Here is a 17,616-nt window from a genome sequence, read left to right as displayed (position 1 = left end):
AATACGAACAAACGGGACCTGACGCGAAGACGGCCAATCGTCGAGAACGGTTGGGTTTCAAAGCAACAGAACTGTGAACCCCAAACGAAGCGGGCACGCGTCAACCGCGTCACGCCCACAATCGAAAGGACTTCCCAATCGTGTTGTCAAGCCGCCGTCGTGATGGGGATGGGGGGTAAGTCGTGGTAGGTGGTGTGGTCGCGGAGCATGGCCCACAGGACGCTGATACGGCGCCTTGCCAATGCGAGTACGGCTTGCTTGTGCGATTTGCCCTCGGCTCTTTTGCGCTGATAAAAGGTGCGCGAGGCGGGGCTGGTGGTGATCGAGATTTGCGCCGAGAGGTACATCGACCGCAGCAGTCCGCGGTGATAGCGCTTGGGGCGGCGCAGATTTCCATGGATGCGGCCGGAATCGCGGGGTTGTGGTGCCAGCCCGGCGAACCCGGCGAGTTGATCAGCACCGGTGAACGCGGTCATGTCTCCGCCGGTGGCGGCGAGGAATTCCGCACCCAGCCGGGGTCCGATGCCTGGCAGGCTGATGATTACTTCGGCGTGTCGATGGTCGCGAAATCGGGCCTCGATGAGCTCGTCGAGTTCGGCGATTTCGTCACCGAGGGCGATCACCCCCTTGGCCAGCCGGGCGACCATCTGGGCTGCCAAACGCTCTCCGGGCAACACCACCGACTGGGAGCGGGCGGCCTCCACCGCGGTCTGGGCCAGCGCGGTGGCGTTACGCGCGCCCTGTTTGCGCAGCCACGCGTCCAGGCGCGCAACTCCCGCGCGGCGGATCGCCGCCGGGGTTTGGTAGGCGGTCAACAGCACCAGCGGACCTTTGTTGGTCAAGGTCAACGCCCGCTCCAATGCAGGGGATATCTCGAGCAGTTGCGCGCGCAGGCGGTTGATCTGGCGGGTGCGATCAAAGACCACATCCACGCGGCGGGTGGTCAGGATACGCAAATCCACGGCGATCTCATCGCCGGGCCGCAGCAAACTGATATCCCGGCGAAGGCGGGCCTGATCAGCGATGACGAACGCGTCACGGGCATCGGTTTTGCCCTCGCTGCGGTAGCTGGCCGACGCTCGGTGAATTGCCAGCCCGGTCAGATATGCCAGCGGCTGCTCGCGAGCAACGAGCAAGCCGATCAGCAGTGCCGCCGCTCCATGGTTGAGGTCGATCGCCCACAACACTTGGCCGCCGGCCAGCTCGATCACCTCGTCGAGCAGACTCGCCAGTTCAGGCTCGTTGTTGAACACTCGCCGCGACAGCAGCCGTTGCCCTTCGCTGTTGATCACCACGCAGTGATGGTGTTCTTTTCCCACATCGATTCCTGCCCAGACCTTTTCGGTCAACGCCACCTCCACACTCATAGCCGTCACTCTTTGCGGTCCCTGGCAACGACGTCCCGGCGTAGTCCTACAGCAGCGATCACATCGCGTATCCCAATCAGCAGTCGAGCCGTTGCCAAACTGCGGGCGGCCAAGTCCTTTGAGCGGTCCACACCGCACCCCAATGACAGCCATACCCGCAGTTCGTGGGGTTCTCCGATCCTACGAACGACCCGATCAAACCCACGCTTCGAAAGGTAGGACTCTCAATGCCATCACGCAGCACAGTCATTCGCTCACTCCACGACCTGGGCGCCGCGGCCTGGTTCGGTGGATCGCTCATGGGGGCCGTCGGCCTCAACGGCGCGAGTGCAGCCGTTCGTGACCCCCAGGACCGTGCGCGGGTCTCGGCTACCGGATGGGCGAAATGGGCGCCGGTCAACGCCGCGGCAATCGGCGCGCATCTGCTCGGCGGCGGCGCCATCCTTTACAACAACCGCAAGCGCGCCAAGTACCAAAGCGGCGTGACCTCCAATACCGCCGCCAAACTCGCCGTCACCGGCGCCGCGCTGGGCGCCACCGCCTACAGCGGCGCGCTGGGCGCCAAAGCCGCTCAGGGAGACGGCCATCCCGCGGAGGGCGCAACCGAACCATCCTCGTCGACCCCGGATCAAGCGGCCGCGGCACAGAAGCAACTGCGGTACCTGCAGTGGGCGCTGCCGGTTCTCACCGGGACGATCCTCCTCCTGGGCGCGCAGCAGGGCGAGCAGCAACGGCCCAGTCAGATGATCTCCGGGTTCGGAAACAAGCTGGCCCGCAAGGCAAGCTGACCGCGATGGTGCACCAGATACCGGAGCCGGTGAACAAAGTTGTCACCAAGGTGGTGAGCATGGTCGCCGACGCGGCGCCCAATGCTGCCAAGGCGCAAACCGTCACCATCGCCTGCCAACCCGAGCGCATCGAACAGTTCTGGCGGGATCCCGACCAGCTCTCGGTGGTGCTCGGCGACATCGCCGAGGTGGAAACCCTCGGCGAGGACCGGTATCGGTGGCGCCTGACGGAGGGACCGGCCTGGGAATCGCGACGCGCCGCGGAGCCCGGCCGCGTCCGCTTCGTCGGCACCGGCGACGACAACGAACTGGTCGTCGAGTATCGGCCCGCCTCAAACGATCTCGGCACCGAGGTCACCATGCGGGTGCAGGCGCCGACGCCCGGGCTGTTGTCCGGCGCGGCGGTGTTCAAGGTGCTCTACCGGCTGCGCGCGCTGCTGCAGACGGGTGAGGTGCCGACCATCCGGTCCAACCCGAGCGCGCGGAAGTCCGCGCGGTAAGAGAGGCGAACCATGCGCGCACTGTGCTGGAACGGAGTCAACGATCTGTCGGTGGAGACCGTCGACGACCCGAAACTCCTTAACCCGCATGACCTGATCGTCGAAGTAGGACTCACCACCACCTGTGGGTCGGACCTGCACTTCATTGACGGCTACCTGCCTGGCATGCGAGAAGGCGACGTCTTCGGCCACGAATTCATGGGAATTGTGGCGGAGACGGGCCACGAGGTGCGCGACATCAAGGTCGGCGACCGGGTGGTGGTGCCGTCATTCATCGCCTGCGACAGCTGCTGGTACTGCGAGCACGAGATGTATGCCTGCTGCGACACCACCAACCCCAATCCCGAGCTCCAGCAACCGCTGCTCGGCTATCCCTCCGGCGGAATCTACGGCTACACACACCCGTTCGGCGGTTACGCAGGCTCACACGCCCAGTACGTGCGGGTGCCGTTCGGTGACACCAACTGCTTTGTGATTCCTGGCGATATCACCGACGAACAGGCCCTGTTTCTGTCCGACGCAGCGCCCACCGGCTTCATGGGCGCCGACTTCTGCGACATTTCCGGCGGTGACACGGTCGCGGTCTTCGGTGCCGGCGGCGTCGGCCTGATGGCCGCCCGCAGCGCGCTGCTGCTCGGCTCCGAGCGCGCCATTGTCGTCGACCGGATTCCGGAGCGGTTGGAATTGGCGCGCAACGGGTTCGGGCTGGAGATCGTCGACTACACCGCGGTGGACAGCGTGCACGAGACGCTGCGTGAGATGACCGGTGGCCGCGGCCCGGATGCCTGCATCGACGCGGTCGGCATGGAAGGCCACGGCACCGGAGTCCAGCAGCTCTACGACAAGGCCAAGCAGCTGCTGCGGATGGAGACCGACCGGGCCAGCGCTCTGCGGCAAGCCATTCTCGCCTGCCGTAAGGGGGGAGTGGTGTCGGTGCTCGGGGTGTACGGCGTGACCGACAAGTTCCCGATGGGTGTGCTGACCAACAAGGGCCTGACCCTGAAAACGTCGCAGCAGCACGGTCAGCGCTACATCACCCGGTTGTTCGACTACGTCGAGCAGGGCGACCTGGACCCGGCCAAGCTGATCACCCATGACCTACCGCTCGAACAGGGTGTGCTCGCCTACGACCTGTTCAAGAACAAGAAGGACAGTTGCATTCGGGTCGCGCTGCGGCCCTGAGCCACGAAGGGAGAGCCATGACAGTCCAGGCCGACGATGTCCGCCAACTGATGGCACACGAAGATCCAGACGCCGCAATGGTTTTGATTCAGGGCCGCATCGAGGTCAAGACTCCGGCGGAACTGGACTCGCCGGACTGTAGGGGCGCGCTGCACATCGCGTCGCGCGAAGAGGTGGTGGGTCGTGCCGGAGCATCCGAATTGTCGGACCGGGAGCTCTCCGAGCAAGCGGAGACTCTCGACACCGCCGTGCGAAACCTGGGTGGCTGAGCCAACTTACTTGTGCCGCAGCGCCACAATCTTGTCGTTGCGGCCGCCCACGTAGACGGTGCCGCTGTTGTCGACCGACAGGCCCCACGGGTAGTCGAGGCCGGTGAACGGCAACTCCTCCTGCGTGGAGGATCCCACCGCGAGTTTCAGTGTGCGGTTGTGTCCGGTGTCGTTCAGGAACACATTGCCCTTAGAGTCCAGTGTCAGGCCGCCGGGCTGCTTGAGGCCCGAAAACGGTAGCTCCGCCTGCTTTTTGGTCTCCACCGGCAGTACCAGAACCCGATTGTTGCCGCCGTCGGCCACGTAGACCGTTCCGTTGCCGGTGACCACCAGACCCGTGGGATTGTTGAGTCCGGTGAACGGCACCTCGCTGATCGTGGTCGAACCCGGGGGAAGAGCGACCACGTGGTTCTTTCCCGTGTCGGCGACGTAGACGGTGCGGCTGCTGTCGACGGTGAGGCCGGTCGGGTTTTCCAGGTCGGTGAACGGCAGCACTTCCTGAGTTTGTGCGCCCGGGCGCAGGACCAGCACCCGCTTGTTGCCGGCGTCGTTGACGTAGACGGTGCCGGTGTTGTCGGCGGTGACACCCGTCGGCAGGTTGAGGCCGTCGAAGGGCAGTTGGTGGGGTTCGGTGGAGCCGGCGAACAACGCCAGAATCCGATTGTGTTCGGTATCAGCCACATACACGGTGCCGCCGATGTCCACCGACAAGCCCTGCGGATCACGAAGACCGCTGAACGGCAGGGTGATCTGCTCGTAGTCGCTCTTCGACCCCGAGCTGCCGAGCAGGACAACCGCCACCACGGTGATGATCACGGCGAGCACGGCACCCGCGGCGACCGCCTTCCGGCGCCACCACGGACGCGCCGACGCAGGCGGCGTCGCGGGGGGCCGAGGTATGGGCGGTTCATTCTGCGGGACGATGATCGGCCGCGCCATCGTCTGATTGAGGTTCTGCGGGGGCGGCGGTGGCGCCGGCGGCCGCGGCTGCGGAGGCGGTGGTTGCCGTTGCGGGGGTTGCGGGGGCGGGGGTTGCCGGGGCGGCGGGGGTGGGGGCTGAGTGGGCTGCGGGGGTTGGCGCCAGTTGGTGTCGGGGCGGGGCATCGGATTGGTGTAGGCGGCGGGAGCCGGCTGCATCCTGATGGTCGGCGTCACCGTCGTCGCGGTGAGCGCGCTGTGGGCGTCGCGCGCGAGCTCGAGGGCGGTGTCGTACCTGTCGCCCGGGTTCTTGGCCATGCCCCGCGCGATCACCATGTCCAAGCTGGCCGGAATGTCCGGATTGGTGTTCGACGGTCGTGGCGGCGGCGCACTGCGGTGGCCGGTGATCTGCTCCTGCAACGTGTCACCGGGAAACGGCGACTGCGCCGTCAGGCATTCGTAGAGCACGCAGGCCAGCGAGTAGATGTCCGAGCGGGAGTCCACGTCCGCCGCGGTGAACCGTTCGGGGGCCATGTAGTGGTAGGTGCCGATGAAGTTGCCGGTCGCCGTCAGCGACAGGTCGTCCGCGGCGCGGGCGATGCCGAAGTCGATCAGGTAGGCGAAGTCGTCGTGGTCCAGCAGGATGTTGGACGGCTTGACGTCCCGGTGCAGCAGTCGCTCTCGGTGCGCGGCGTGCAGGCCTTTGGCGACCTGGTCGATGATGCTGACCGCGCGGGCCGCCGGCAGCGGCCCCTGGTTCAGCACCCAGAGCAGGTCGTGTCCCTCGATCAACCGCATGTCCACATACAGCCGGCCGTTGATCTCACCGTAGGTGTGGATCGGAATCAGGTGCGGGCTGTTCAGCCGTGCGGTGGCGTGCGCCTCGCGCCGGAACCGTTGCTGGAACACCTCGTCGTTGGAGACCGCGGAGGGCAGAATCTTCAGCGCGACGACCCTGTCGGTGTCGGCGTCATAGGCGCGCCATACTTCGCCCATGCCACCCCGGCCCATCAACTCGATGAGCCGGTATTTACCGAACATCGTCTCCTGCAACAACGCCTCCCACAACCGTCACCACTGGCCCGACTGTAACGCGAGCACCTGTGACCACTCACAGCATTTCACCGGCCCCGCCGTCGCGCCAGGTTTGCTACGTGTTCGCCTTCCGTTAACCATCTTGGCAGTCCGCCGGAAATCGGGCACCGACGATCCTGGGTTCGGTGGTCGCCGGATCGCGTCGACTTGTCTGCAACGGGTGGTGCGACACGCGGAAGCGCTTCGCGCAGGTGGCGATTGGGCGGATCAGATCAACTAGGGAAAGCGGCTTGCGCGCCCCATGCGTCACATCGGCCACACCGGTGTCTGGAAATGTTGACGACTTGGCGTCCCGCTTATGCGCGACAACGGTAGGGAACATCCCCCTGTCGCGCTGAGGCGGGCAGGCGCGGTGCCGTCCCGGTCAAAGACGCACGGTGCGGAAGTGAACGCGCAGCGTCGTCCCGGTCTGAAACGCGGCTACCCGAGCTTGAATGCGTCCCGGGACACCTCGAAGTAATGCCCGCTGCTGCTGTCGGTGCACTTGACGCCGGACTGTTCGCTGATACAGCTGAGGGTTCCGGCTGAGGCGGTCTGGCCGTAGTTCAGGGTCCGTTCGCCCGGCACTCGCACGGTGTCCCCGTGGCAATGAATCGTTGCCGGTTTGCCAGGCTCGAGAACGAACCGGTCACCCCAGGCGAGGTGCTGGCCGCACTCCGGCGGCGGTGGGGGCGTGTAGGTGTGCTCATTGATGTCGCAGGCGACACCGGTGCTGGATAGCGAGCAGGCGATGTTGCCCGACGGGGTTTGAAAGTCCTGCCCGTCGGCGTGCGCGGTGGCAGGGAGCGCGAGGACGGCCACGGCCGCGATCGGGGCGAGCATGAGGATTCGCATGGTGTGGTCATAGCACCTTCGGCGCGGCCCGACCCGCCGAACAGACGCAAAATCACCGAGGAACGCGCGCTCCGCGGTGATTTCGCGTCTGCTCGCGCAGGTTAGCGACCCGCTTGCTGGGCGAGTTGGACACGCGACGTCACCCCGAGTTTGGCGTAGACGTGTGTCAGGTGGGTCTGCACGGTGCGCGGTGAAATGAACAACCGCGCACCAATGTCCTTGTTGCCCAGCCCTTCCTGAACCAAGCGGACCACGTCGAGCTCCATCGGCGTCAACGACCCCCAACCGGTCGAAGGCCGTTTGCGCTCGCCGCGCCCGCGCTGGGCGTACGCGATCGCTTCTTCGAGGGACAACGCGGCACCCTCCGCCCACCAGGTTTGAAAGTTGTCGGGTGGCAGTGCCTCGCGGGCCGAGGCCACCGTAGTGTCGTAGTCGGCCTGGTACATGGGAAAGCGTGGGTGCCCGATGCGTCGCCGCTGCGCGTCGGCGGCACCCAACAGGCGCACCGCGTACGGGTGATTCCCTTCGGCGGCCGCAAGGCAGGCGAGGCACTCCAGAATATCGTCCACCCGTATGAACGCCTGGGTATCGACGGCAACGGTCAGGGCTTCGTGGGCGTCGCGTTCGGCCTGTTCTGGATCGCCTTGTGCCATCGTGATATTGGCTCGCGCCAGCAGGGCCAGCATGCGATAGCAGCCCGGCACCACCGCCAACGTTTCGTCCGCTGATCGCCGGGCGGCCTCCAGATCCCCGCACGCCTGCAACGCTTCAGCCATGGGAGTGATGCATGTGGTGAACAGTTCGCGCATGGGATTGCTCTGCCGATAAGCCATTTCGGCTGCAGCCCGGGCCGCCGCGGCGTCGCCGGCCGCGAGGGCGGCGCAGGCGGATACCGCATACATCGCGTCGGCGAAATAGCTACCCATCGCATCGGCTATTTCCAGCGCAGCCCGCGCCGCCGCGTGAGACGCTTCTGGCTGGCCGTTGAGGGCCAGCGCCTGACCAAGGGTGACATAGCCGAAAACCGCCATGGTTGAGTCTCCGGCGGTCTCAGCTTCACGGGGCATGGAGTCGGCGATTTCGATGCCACGGGCGGGGTCGCCGTGCAGTGTCAAGGCGATGCACTGCCACGCACGGCAATTCCGGGAGAAGAACTTGTCGCCGATTGCATCGGCTTGTTGAAGCGCTTGCTGGTTGGCCGGGATTGCCAAACCCGGTTCACCGGCCATCAGAGCGCCAATCCCCTGGTAGCTGTAGATTTCGCACAGACTCCATTGGTCGTGGGCTACGCGGGCCAGTTCGACCGCTTCGGTGAGGTAGGGCTCGGCGGTGCCCGGCACGTAGAGCGCGATCATTCCGCATGCGATCAGGACCTCCCTGAGCAATGCGGAATCACCGATGTCGCGCGCGACCGCCAGCGCCTCCTGCGCTCGACTCAACTCCACCGGGAAGCCGACCCACGCAGCCAGAATGGCGTAACGCGCCACCGCGCCCACCCACACCGCGGGTGTCAGATGGGAGCGATCCTCGGCCAGGATTGCGGACAACCCGAACAGCGCCTCCTGAACACGGCCGCCCCGTAACCATAACGGCCGCAACGACAATAGGAGTTGCAACGCCGTCTCCAGCTCCCCGTTCTCGCGACTCCACGCGAAAGCGGCTCGCAGATTGTCGATTTCGACCTTGGCCCAGGACAGCAGCTGCTCATCATAGGAGTGGCCTCGCGCTTCTCTTGCCGCCGCGGTCTGCGCGTAGTAGTCACGGTGCCGGGTGCGCACCCGGTCTGCCTCGCCGGACTCGCCGAGTTTTTCCTGGGCGTATTGGCGTACGGTCTCCAGCAACCGGTATCGCATGCCGTCGCCGGTGTCATCGGCGACGACCAGTGATTTGTCGACCAGCAAGCTGAGTTGGTCAAGCAATTGGTAAGTTTCGACTTCGTTGCCCGCGCCGACGGCCGCGCCGGCGTCGAGGTCGAATCCGCCGGCGAAGGCCGCCAGTCGGCGAAACAACACCTGCTCGGGTTCGGTGAGCAGCGCATGGGACCAGTCGACTGATGCGCGCAGCGTCTGCTGTCTGCGCACGGCGGTGCGCGCACCGCCGGTCAGTAGCCGGAACCGGTCGTGCAGGCTGTCGGCGATCTGCTGCAGCGACAACGCCCGAATCCGTGCCGCGGCAAGCTCGATCGCCAACGGCATGCCGTCCAGGCGGGTGCAGATGTCTTCGAGAAGTTGGCGGTTCTGTTCGCCCACAACGAAATCGGGGCGCGCGCGTCGTGCCCGATCTTCGAACAGCTCGACGGCCGCGTCGGCGATGCCGAGTGAGGGCACCCGCCAACCCAGCTCGCCGGGCACGCCCAGTGGTTCACGGCTGGTCGTCAGAATGGTCAACTGCGGGCATACCGTCAACAATTCGGCGACCAGAGTCCCGCACGCATCGAGCAGGTGCTCACAGTTGTCCAGGATCAGCAGCATGTGCTTGTCCGCAATGAATCTCACCAGCAAGTCCGCATGGGAGCAGCCGGGTTGGTCGGCCAGTCCCAGCGTGCGCGCCACGGTGACCGGCGCGGCAAGCGGGTTGGTGACAGGGGACAGGTCGACGTACCAGAGCCCGTCGCCGAATTCGGCGGTCAGGCCGGCCGCGAGTTCGACCGCGAGTCGGGTCTTACCGGCACCCCCGGCGCCGGTCAGGGAAACTAACCGATTGCTCGTCACGAGCCGGCGCAGCTCCGTCATCTCGGCTGCGCGCCCGATGAAACTCGTCAGTTGAACCGGAAGATTATGCGCGGCAACGGCGTTGCGGACCCGCAGCGGCGGGAACTCGTTGCGCAAGTCGGGGTGGCACAGCTGCACCACGCGTTCGGGACGCGGCACGCCGCGCAACGGGTAACTGCCCAGATCGGTGAACCACACGCCGTCGGGCAGCCGGTCCATCACCAGCGATTCGGTCACGCCCGACAACACCGTCTGGCCGCCGTGGGCGAGGTCGCGTAGCCGGGCGGTGCGGTTGATGGTGGGGCCCGCGTAGTTGGCGTCGTCGCGCAGTTGGATCTCGCCGGTGTGGATGCCGATGCGCACCCGGATCGGGGCCAGCGGCGCCAGTTGTATGGCCAGCGCGCAAGCCACGGCGTCGGAGGCGCGGGCAAAGGCAGCGACGAAGCTGTCGCCCTCGCCCTGTTCGAGCGGGCGCACCCCGTCGTGGGCGGCGATGGTGTGGTTGACGGTGCGGTTGAGCTGGGCCAGCGCGGCGGTCATCTGCTCGGGCTGGGTTTCCCACAACCGGGTGGAGCCTTCCACGTCGGCAAGTAGCAGCGTCACCGTGCCGGTCGGCAGCAACTCGCTCATGCCCAAATCGTCCCAGGTCAGCTCCGCGTTTTGGCTCATGTTAGCCAGGATTGCCGCTTGTGCCGCGCACTACATCGGCGCAATCGCGCAGAAACACCGCCCGCGTCGCGTAGATGTTGGGATCGGTAGCGAGCCGGACCACATTGACTGGCCGAGCCTGATGACAGGACCCGATGAGAAGAGCAGCCGTATGAAGAGATTCACCATGCTGGCGATTGCCGCCGTCGCGGCGACGGTCGCTTTGCCGGCCACGGCGCAGGCCGACGCCGGCTATGAGTTCCAGTCACCGTCGGGAAACATCCGCTGCATGATGTACACCTCGGTCGGGGCCGACAAACCACATGCCCTGTGCGAGATCACCGATCACACCTGGACGGCACCGGCCCAGTCGATTTGGGGCTGCCCGCTGGCGCCGACCGCAAACCAGTTCCGGCTCAACGAGGGCGAACAACCCGGCTTTGCCTGCGCGACTCAGCACATGCCCCCGAGCCAGCGCCCGGTGCTCGAGTTCGGGCAATCCCGTACCACCGTGCCCTCACGTGCGAGAGCGAGCCATCCGGGATCACCTGCCGCGACGCCGGCACGAGTCACTTCTTCCTGGTGTCGCAGGAATCCTACGAGCTGGGCTGAGAGAAGCCCATGACGTCGCGCCGACTGATCACCGTTGTCGCCGCGTTGGTGTGTGCGGCCTGCTCGGTACACCACCCGGCGCCGCGACCCGCCGTGACGGGGGTTGCGGGGCCGAAAACCGTGCAGCAGCTCTGCGACGCGCAGACGTGGCCCCGCCCGGTGCCGAATGTTGTTGGGCGCCTTCTATATCAGGCCAAGGATGGGGCCCTGGAGTGCTACCAGCTCAAGTCGGTGGCGCCGGATGGACATGACCCCCTCAATCGTCCGGCCCGGCCCGCCGAAAAGACGTACCGCATCGTCGCGGTATCGCCCGCGACCGGAACCCCGGTCGGGCGCAGTGATGCGGTCACCGTTGAACTCGCCGAAGTAGACCCGACGGAGCCACCGGCGTTCCGGCCGTGTGACTGGGTGACCGCGACCGAGGCCGCAGGCATCATGGGCGGCCCGGTGAACGCCGAACCCCTGGGCGCGGAACCCGGCTCAGTCGATATCGCGTGCATCTACGACAAGCCACACGATGTCGGGGATGGTGTGGAAGTCGACCTGCAGACCGCGGGTGCGTTCGCCGTCGATGCGCCATCTGAGTTCGCGCTCGCGACCGGAACCGGTGACGCGGTCGACGGCATCGGCCTCAAGGCCTCCTGCGTCAACGAACTGACCACCACACCGCCCTCCACCACGCTGGTGGTCTTGCTGAGTGGCGAGCGGATACTTCGGGTCACCCAGGGGTTTGGTTCGTGTACAAACCTGAAACGTCTCGCGCAACTGGCGATCGGGCGCATCGGCTGACTTGTCGGTGGCCCGCAGTAGCTTGCGTCCCATGGAGCGCGGCGGATTCGGCGCGGTGTTCGGCCTACTGCTGATCATCGGCCTCATCATCAAGTTCATCTAGTGGATTCTGGGCGCGGCGGCACTCGTCGGCCTCTTCTTCCTGGCCCGGGCCATCGCCCGTTGGTACGCCGAACGCGAGGCCGAGAACGCGCGCTACCGCGCCGCCCTCGCCGCCCGCGCTGACCGGCAGCACTACTGGGTGCTGCACGGCGACGATCGCGGTATCTACGGCGTCGAGGGCGCCGAGCTGATGCGCCAGGTGCGCCGCCGCAGGTGAAGGGCGCCGAGCCTGCCAGGGTTGTTACCATCGCGCGGTGAGCCGATTTTCCAGGCGCGACGTGCTGAAATGCGCCGCCGCAGCACCGGTCCTTCTGGCCGCGATGGTCACCGTCCCGCCCGCCGCGGCCGCCGGTGTCGCCGGTATGAGCGTTTTCCTCGATCCGGGCCACAACGCCGTCGCCGACGCGTCGATCAACCAGCAGGTGCCCAACGGCCGGGGTGGTACGAAGCCGTGCAACACCTCGGGCACCGCGGCCGGCGACGGTTATCCCGAGCATGCGTTCACCTGGGACGTCACCACCATGGTCTCGGCTCAGCTGCAGAACCTCGGCGTCAACACCCAGCTCTCGAGACCCGACGATGGCTCCGTCGGCCCCTGCATCGACGACCGCGCCGCCCGCGCCAACGCCATGCACCCGGATGCGATCGTCAGCATCCACGCCGACGGCGGACCCGCGTCCGGGCATGGGTTCCATGTCAACTACTCCAGCCCGCCGCTGAACGACGCCCAATCCACCGGTGCGATGCAACTTGCCAACGCGATGCGATCCGCCCTGATCTCGGCCGGCTTCCAGCCGTCGAACTACATCGGCTCCGACGGTCTGTACGGTCGCGCCGACCTGGCCGGGCTGAACCTGGCCCAATACCCGGCCGTGCTCGTCGAACTCGGCAACATGAAGAACGCCGAGGATGCCGCCCAGATCGAAAGTGCCGATGGCCGAGCGAAATACGCCGCCGCCGTAACCCAGGGGATCGTCGCCTATCTACAAGCCAAGGCGGGCTAGCGTCCGCACCGCGATCGCGGTCTTCGCAACTCTGGTTGTGGCGGCCGCGATCGTCACATTGACCGCCGTGTACACCTACCGGCATGCCCCCGCTCCGCAAAGGCCACCGATGACGTCCCCCCGAAGCGCCCCGCCGCCACAGAACGTCGATCTCGCCGCGGAATTCACGCAACTGGCCGGCCGACTGAACGCCACCATGGGACTGGCCGTCACGGCCGTCGGGAGCAACGAGCCGCCCACGATCTACGGCGACTGGCCCCCGGGCCCGGCCTGGTCGACGATCAAGGTGCCGCTCGCGATCGCCGCCTACCGCCAGCAACACCACGTCACCGCCACCATGAAGGCTGCCATCACCGAATCGGATAACGCAGCGGCCGAAGCGCTTTGGCAGCAGCTCGGCGATCCCGTCACCGCCGCGGGCAAGGTGCAGGAGGTGCTGCGGGAAACCGGTGATCCCACCACGGTCGAATCGCGAAAGGTGCGACCGGAATTCACCGCATTCGGCCAGACCATCTGGTCGCTCGCGAATCAGGCCCACTTCACCGCTAAAGCGTTCTGCGACAAGCAGAACGAGCCCATCTTTGCACTGATGGGACAGATTGCGCCACAACAGAGTTGGGGCATCGGCGCGCTGCCCGGCGCCCAGTTCAAGGGCGGCTGGGGTCCGTCCCCGGCCGGCAGATATCTGGTGCGTCAGATCGGCGTCGTCAACGCGGGGAGACTCGCCGTCGCAATCGCGGCCGAGCCCGCGTCCGGGTCGTTCGAGGACGGCACGCGTGCCCTCGACCAAGCCACCGCCTGGCTGAGCGAGCATCTCGCGCAGCTGCCCGCCGGCCAGTGCCCGGGAAACACCTAGACATCACGGCAGGGTGCCGCATAATCCCTACGGAGGAGGGCTTCAGCGGTGGATCAGCGCGTCGGCACGACTTTCGGCAAATACACGATCACCGGTGTCGTCGGTAAGGGCGGCATGGGGGAGGTCTACGAGGCCTACGACAACCAGATCGGCCGGACCGTCGCCCTCAAGATCATCAACACCCAGTTCGCCAACGACCGAAAATATCGCACCCGCTTCGAGCGCGAATCGCACGCCGCGGCAACACTGCAGGAACCGCACGTCATTCCGATCCACGGTTTCGGTGAGATCGACGGCTCGCTGTTCATCGACATGCGCCTGGTCCGTGGCAAGGACCTGGAAGGACTGCTGGCCAACGGCCCGCTGGAACCCGCACGCGCTGTCGCCATCGTCGCCCAGATCGCGGCCGCACTCGATGCCGCCCACGCCGAAGGTCTCGTGCACCGCGATGTCAAGCCACAGAACATCCTGGTCACCCCGGCTGACTTCGCCTACCTGGTTGACTTCGGCATCGCCGAGACTATGGGGGAGCACACGCGGCTCACCGCGGTCAACATGCGCGTCGGCTCGTGGGCCTACATGGCGCCGGAGCGGTTCTCCGACCGGGACATCACGCCGGCCGCGGACGTCTACTCGTTGGCGTGCGTGTTGTACGAGGCACTGACCGGCCAACTGCCCTTCCCCGCCGAATCACAGGGCGGCTTCGTGGCCGCGCACCTGTCGGCACCGCCACCGCGGCCCAGCCTGACGAACCCGCGGGTGCCCGCGACGCTGGACGAGGTCATCGCGCGCGGCATGGCCAAGGAGCCCGACGACCGGTACGGCAGCGCCGGGGCCTTCGGGCGGGCGGCCGAACGCGCGCTGCGCAGCGGGGTGCGTACCGCGGTCGACCCGACGGACGAGTCACCGACCCGGCCGGCATCCTGGCCGCCCCCGCCACCGCAACAACCCCCGCCGCAGCCGCCGACGGTCCAGGCCGGGTACCCGCAGAACTACCCGCCGTCCGGGCCGCAGAACTTCCCGCCATCCGGCCCGCAGCCCGTAATCCCCAGCCCGGCTCCGGCGACGGCGAAGCAGCGTCGTTGGCTGGCGCCTGTCGGGATCGGGCTCGGCGCGGTGTTGATACTCGGCGGCGTCGGCGTGGCGGTCGGACTGCTGGCGAAGAAGGAGGACTCGGCGGGCACCTCGACGGCGACCGTGCCACCGACGGTCCCGCCGTACTCGGGCGAGACGTCCACGGTTTCCCCGGAGCCGATCCCGTCGCGGCCGACCAACGCCGCACCGCCGCTGGTGACCGGGCCCGACCAGAGCGCCAGCCATCAGAGCTGCGACCAGGGCTTCCAGATGAACCTCACCGGGTACGGTTCGCACGGCGGTCGCGGCTCGCCACAGACGTCGTGCTACTTCGCCAACGCGGTGTTGCATGCGTACTGGAACACCTACAACAACGCCACCAACGGCGCACGCACCGTGTCGTCGCCCGGCGCCGTCGACTGCTTCACTGTCCCTGGCGCGAACTGCGATCCGAAGAACACCGCGAACTTCCTGATGCAGTGCGCGGGCGACGGCGCCAACCCGTGGATCAGGTGCACGGGCGGAAAAGACGCCGTCGTCTACCTCTGGTAGTCCAAAAGCGTTACAGCAGTTGGGCAATCGCGGTGGTGATGGTGAGTGCCAGTGCCGCGTAGCCCACGACGTACACCTGCCGGCGGGCGGTGATGGGCGACGGCAGCGGGCGTTGCGCCAGGGTGTGTTGGCGTCGCCGCGCGATGACGTAGGTACCCAGCGCCGCCACACAGGCCACCCCGGCCGGCAGCAGTGCCCCCACTCGCTGTCCGGCGCCGTGAACATCCTTGAGCGCCAATAACACTCCGTTGACCAGGAACGCGAACGACGTCCGGGTCCAGGCCAGCGTCGTGCGCTCGGCGGGCCCCCCGGGCCCGGTCAACCCGCGACCACCTTGGCGATCACCATGGCGAGTGTGATCACGCCGAGCACGATGAGCCCGATCGCCAGCAGTCCGGGGGACGGGTGCCGGGGCAGCGGGGCCCCGCGCCGCATGGCGCGTTCGGACAGCCGCCAGCGCTGTAGGCCGGTCCAGCTGGTGGAGATCGCCAACACGGCCAGGCCGACGCCCATGATCCGCCGCGCGCCGACCACCACCAGCTCCGGAACAAAATTCACCAGGGCGACCGCGGCCGCGAGCAGGCCCAGCGAGGTGCGCTGCCAGGCCAGGAAGGTTCGCTCGTTGGCAAGGGTGAACCGGTAGTCGGGCTCCTGCTCTTCGATGACGTCTTCGGGGGGACCATCGGTAGCCACGGTGCACATCGTAGATTCGGTCGGGTGCTCAAGGCGCTGTTATTCGATGTCCAAGGGACCGCGACCGACTTTCACTCCACGGTGTGCGACGAGGCGCGCCGGATCAGCGCCGGCCGTGACGCGGGGGTGGATTGGCCCGACGTCGTCCGGCGTTGGCGGGCAGGCTACTTCGCGGCCTTAAAAATAGCCTCAGCAAAGGCCCCGGAGACGGCGCCGAGCCCGGGGTCCTGGGTTTCGGTGCACTCGATCTACCGCGACGTGCTCGACACCGTCCTGGCCGATGCCGGTTTCACCGGCCTGACGGCAGCCGAGCGCGACGACCTCGCCCTGGCCTGGCAGCGGCTGCGACCGTGGCCGGACGTCGTGGCGGGCCTGACCCGACTGCGCCGCACATACGTCCTGGCGACCCTGTCGAATGCCGACGTCAGCGCGGTCATCAACATCTCCAAGCGCGCCGGCCTGCCCTGGGACGCGATCTTCACCGCGGAGATGGCCGGGGTGTTCAAACCCGACCCGGCCGCCTACCGGATGGCCGCCACCTACCTGGGCCTGCCACCCGGCGACATCATGATGGTGGCCAGCCACAAGTACGACCTGCGCGCCGCCGCCCGACTCGGTTTCCGGACCGCCTTCGTCGCCCGGCCGCTCGAATTCGGCGCCGACGGCGTGGCGGACGTCGCCTATGAGGACGAGTTCGACGTCAACGCTTGTGATTTCGTCGATCTGGCCGACCAACTCGTAGGGTGAGGCACATGCACTCTCTCTCCAAGGAACAGCTGTGGAGGCAGCGCACCGAGTGGCCGCTGGCCGTGGTCGCCGTCGCCTTCCTGATCATGTACTCGGTGCAGATCCTGGCCCGGCCGCACGGGTCGGAGGCGCGCATTCTGTGGCTGTTGTGCTGGGTCGCCTGGGCCATGTTCGTCGGGGATTACTTCGCCCGCCTGGTCCTGGCCGACAACCGCCGGGAATGGTTTCTGCTGCACATCGTCGACCTGCTGATCGTCCTGCTGCCGTTCCTGCGGCCGCTGCGGATGGTGCGCCTGATCGTGCTGCTGGGCGTGTTGCAGAAGGCCGTCGGTCATGCCGTGCGTGGCCAGATCCTGATCTACACGGTTTCCGGGGTGCTGCTGTTGGTCTACACCGGCGCGCTGGCGGTGCTGGACGCCGAACGCCATCAGGCCGGCACCACCATCAACAGCTTCGGCAAGGCCGTGTGGTGGGCCATCACCACGGTGACCACCGTCGGTTACGGCAACCTGTACCCGCTCACCGTGACAGGACGCGTGGTCGCGGTCTTGCTGATGATGGGCGGCATCACGCTGATCGGTGTGGTGACCGGGTCGCTGGCCTCCTGGATCGTGCAACGGGTTTCCGAAACCGACACGGCCGCTCAGGTGGCGACGGCCGCTCAGATCGACGAACTGCGCGGTGAGATCCGGGACCTGGCCGAGCAGTTGCGGGCGACTCGTGCGGAATCGGGCGCCCAGGCTCGTCCCGCGGGCCGGTGATATCGCGGGCGCTATCACGATCGCAGCGGCATCATGCCTTGCCCTGCAGAGACCAGAGTGACGGTTGTGACTCGAGTCCACCGCACCTCGGTGCGGGTCTCAGACGATCGACCT

18 protein-coding genes are annotated in these 17,616 nt (G+C 66.7%); 11 read left to right on the top strand and 7 right to left on the bottom strand.

The window, feature by feature from the left end; all coding sequences use genetic code 11:
• Positions 1 to 146 precede the first annotated feature (146 nt).
• A complete protein-coding gene (locus tag C0J29_RS18855) occupies positions 147 to 1,367 on the bottom strand; it encodes an IS110 family RNA-guided transposase (RefSeq protein ID WP_120791834.1) in 1,221 nt (406 codons plus the stop codon).
• Between the two features lie 227 nt (positions 1,368 to 1,594).
• On the opposite strand from C0J29_RS18855, the gene C0J29_RS18850 reads away from it, so the two are divergent.
• From C0J29_RS18850 to C0J29_RS18835, 4 genes are read left to right on the top strand one after another with little or no spacing between them, the layout of a single operon-like run.
• Positions 1,595 to 2,155 carry a hypothetical protein gene (locus tag C0J29_RS18850; RefSeq protein ID WP_065161847.1) on the top strand — a complete coding sequence of 187 codons (561 nt, stop codon included), beginning with the start codon at positions 1,595 to 1,597 and terminating at the stop codon, positions 2,153 to 2,155.
• A gap of 5 nt (positions 2,156 to 2,160) precedes the next feature.
• Complete coding sequence (locus tag C0J29_RS18845) at positions 2,161 to 2,655, top strand: SRPBCC family protein (RefSeq protein WP_120793193.1); 495 nt, start codon at positions 2,161 to 2,163, stop codon at positions 2,653 to 2,655.
• A 12-nt stretch (positions 2,656 to 2,667) separates the two neighbouring features.
• A complete protein-coding gene (locus tag C0J29_RS18840) occupies positions 2,668 to 3,837 on the top strand; it encodes a zinc-dependent alcohol dehydrogenase (protein ID WP_120793192.1) in 1,170 nt (389 codons plus the stop codon).
• 17 nt (positions 3,838 to 3,854) lie between these two features.
• The gene (locus tag C0J29_RS18835; protein ID WP_120793191.1) at positions 3,855 to 4,106 is read left to right on the top strand and encodes a hypothetical protein; all 252 of its coding nucleotides are present in this window, start codon (positions 3,855 to 3,857) and stop codon (positions 4,104 to 4,106) included.
• 6 nt (positions 4,107 to 4,112) lie between these two features.
• Here C0J29_RS18835 and C0J29_RS34430 read toward each other — a convergent pair whose 3' ends face one another.
• The 3 genes from C0J29_RS34430 to C0J29_RS18820 all read right to left on the bottom strand — a co-directional run bounded on the left by C0J29_RS34430 (position 4,113) and on the right by C0J29_RS18820 (position 10,333).
• A complete protein-coding gene (locus C0J29_RS34430) occupies positions 4,113 to 6,077 on the bottom strand; it encodes a serine/threonine-protein kinase PknD (protein ID WP_120794822.1) in 1,965 nt (654 codons plus the stop codon).
• A gap of 462 nt (positions 6,078 to 6,539) precedes the next feature.
• Positions 6,540 to 6,941 (bottom strand): DUF6636 domain-containing protein, encoded by a 402-nt coding sequence (locus tag C0J29_RS18825; RefSeq protein ID WP_162951506.1) that lies wholly within the window; start codon positions 6,939 to 6,941, stop codon positions 6,540 to 6,542.
• Positions 6,942 to 7,054: 113 nt separating this feature from the next.
• Positions 7,055 to 10,333, bottom strand: coding sequence for a helix-turn-helix transcriptional regulator (locus C0J29_RS18820; protein WP_242460473.1), 3,279 nt, complete (start codon positions 10,331 to 10,333; stop codon positions 7,055 to 7,057).
• Here C0J29_RS18820 and C0J29_RS18815 point away from each other — a divergent pair.
• The gene (locus C0J29_RS18815; RefSeq protein WP_120793190.1) at positions 10,332 to 10,937 is read left to right on the top strand and encodes a hypothetical protein; all 606 of its coding nucleotides are present in this window, start codon (positions 10,332 to 10,334) and stop codon (positions 10,935 to 10,937) included. The two genes, C0J29_RS18820 and C0J29_RS18815, sit on opposite strands and share 2 nt — an antisense overlap.
• Positions 10,934 to 11,713, top strand: coding sequence for a hypothetical protein (locus C0J29_RS18810; RefSeq protein WP_065162095.1), 780 nt, complete (start codon positions 10,934 to 10,936; stop codon positions 11,711 to 11,713). The genes C0J29_RS18815 and C0J29_RS18810 overlap by 4 nt, the downstream gene beginning before the upstream one ends.
• Before the next feature lie 64 nt (positions 11,714 to 11,777).
• On the opposite strand, the gene C0J29_RS32885 is transcribed toward C0J29_RS18810, so the two are convergent.
• Positions 11,778 to 11,963, bottom strand: coding sequence for a hypothetical protein (locus C0J29_RS32885; protein WP_162951505.1), 186 nt, complete (start codon positions 11,961 to 11,963; stop codon positions 11,778 to 11,780).
• 172 nt (positions 11,964 to 12,135) lie between these two features.
• Here C0J29_RS32885 and C0J29_RS18800 point away from each other — a divergent pair, with 172 nt between their 5' ends.
• From C0J29_RS18800 to C0J29_RS18790, 3 genes are all read left to right on the top strand, one after another.
• A complete protein-coding gene (locus C0J29_RS18800; protein WP_120794821.1) occupies positions 12,136 to 12,819 on the top strand; it encodes an Rv3717 family N-acetylmuramoyl-L-alanine amidase in 684 nt (227 codons plus the stop codon).
• A gap of 109 nt (positions 12,820 to 12,928) precedes the next feature.
• Entirely contained in the window at positions 12,929 to 13,675 is a 747-nt protein-coding gene (locus C0J29_RS18795; RefSeq protein ID WP_242460472.1) for a serine hydrolase, read from the top strand.
• Positions 13,676 to 13,723: 48 nt separating this feature from the next.
• Positions 13,724 to 15,301 carry a serine/threonine-protein kinase gene (locus C0J29_RS18790; protein ID WP_120793188.1) on the top strand — a complete coding sequence of 526 codons (1,578 nt, stop codon included), beginning with the start codon at positions 13,724 to 13,726 and terminating at the stop codon, positions 15,299 to 15,301.
• 10 nt (positions 15,302 to 15,311) lie between these two features.
• Here C0J29_RS18790 and C0J29_RS18785 read toward each other — a convergent pair whose 3' ends face one another.
• Both C0J29_RS18785 and C0J29_RS18780 read right to left on the bottom strand, forming a co-directional pair.
• A complete protein-coding gene (locus tag C0J29_RS18785) occupies positions 15,312 to 15,623 on the bottom strand; it encodes a DUF202 domain-containing protein (RefSeq protein WP_120793187.1) in 312 nt (103 codons plus the stop codon).
• Complete coding sequence (locus tag C0J29_RS18780) at positions 15,620 to 16,003, bottom strand: YidH family protein (RefSeq protein WP_065043640.1); 384 nt, start codon at positions 16,001 to 16,003, stop codon at positions 15,620 to 15,622. The genes C0J29_RS18785 and C0J29_RS18780 overlap by 4 nt, the downstream gene beginning before the upstream one ends.
• A 15-nt stretch (positions 16,004 to 16,018) precedes the next feature.
• Here C0J29_RS18780 and C0J29_RS18775 point away from each other — a divergent pair, with 15 nt between their 5' ends.
• Positions 16,019 to 16,741, top strand: a complete 723-nt coding sequence (locus tag C0J29_RS18775; RefSeq protein WP_242460471.1) for a haloacid dehalogenase type II — start codon at positions 16,019 to 16,021, stop codon at positions 16,739 to 16,741.
• A gap of 5 nt (positions 16,742 to 16,746) precedes the next feature.
• The gene (locus tag C0J29_RS18770) at positions 16,747 to 17,502 is read left to right on the top strand and encodes a potassium channel family protein (protein ID WP_065043642.1); all 756 of its coding nucleotides are present in this window, start codon (positions 16,747 to 16,749) and stop codon (positions 17,500 to 17,502) included.
• The last annotated feature ends 114 nt before the right edge of the window (positions 17,503 to 17,616 follow it).

This window comes from Mycobacterium paragordonae (assembly GCF_003614435.1).
GTDB classification, from domain to species: Bacteria; Actinomycetota; Actinomycetes; order Mycobacteriales; family Mycobacteriaceae; genus Mycobacterium; species Mycobacterium paragordonae.
Note: the sequence above shows the minus strand (reverse complement) of the source record. Positions and strands in the feature narration are given on the sequence as shown.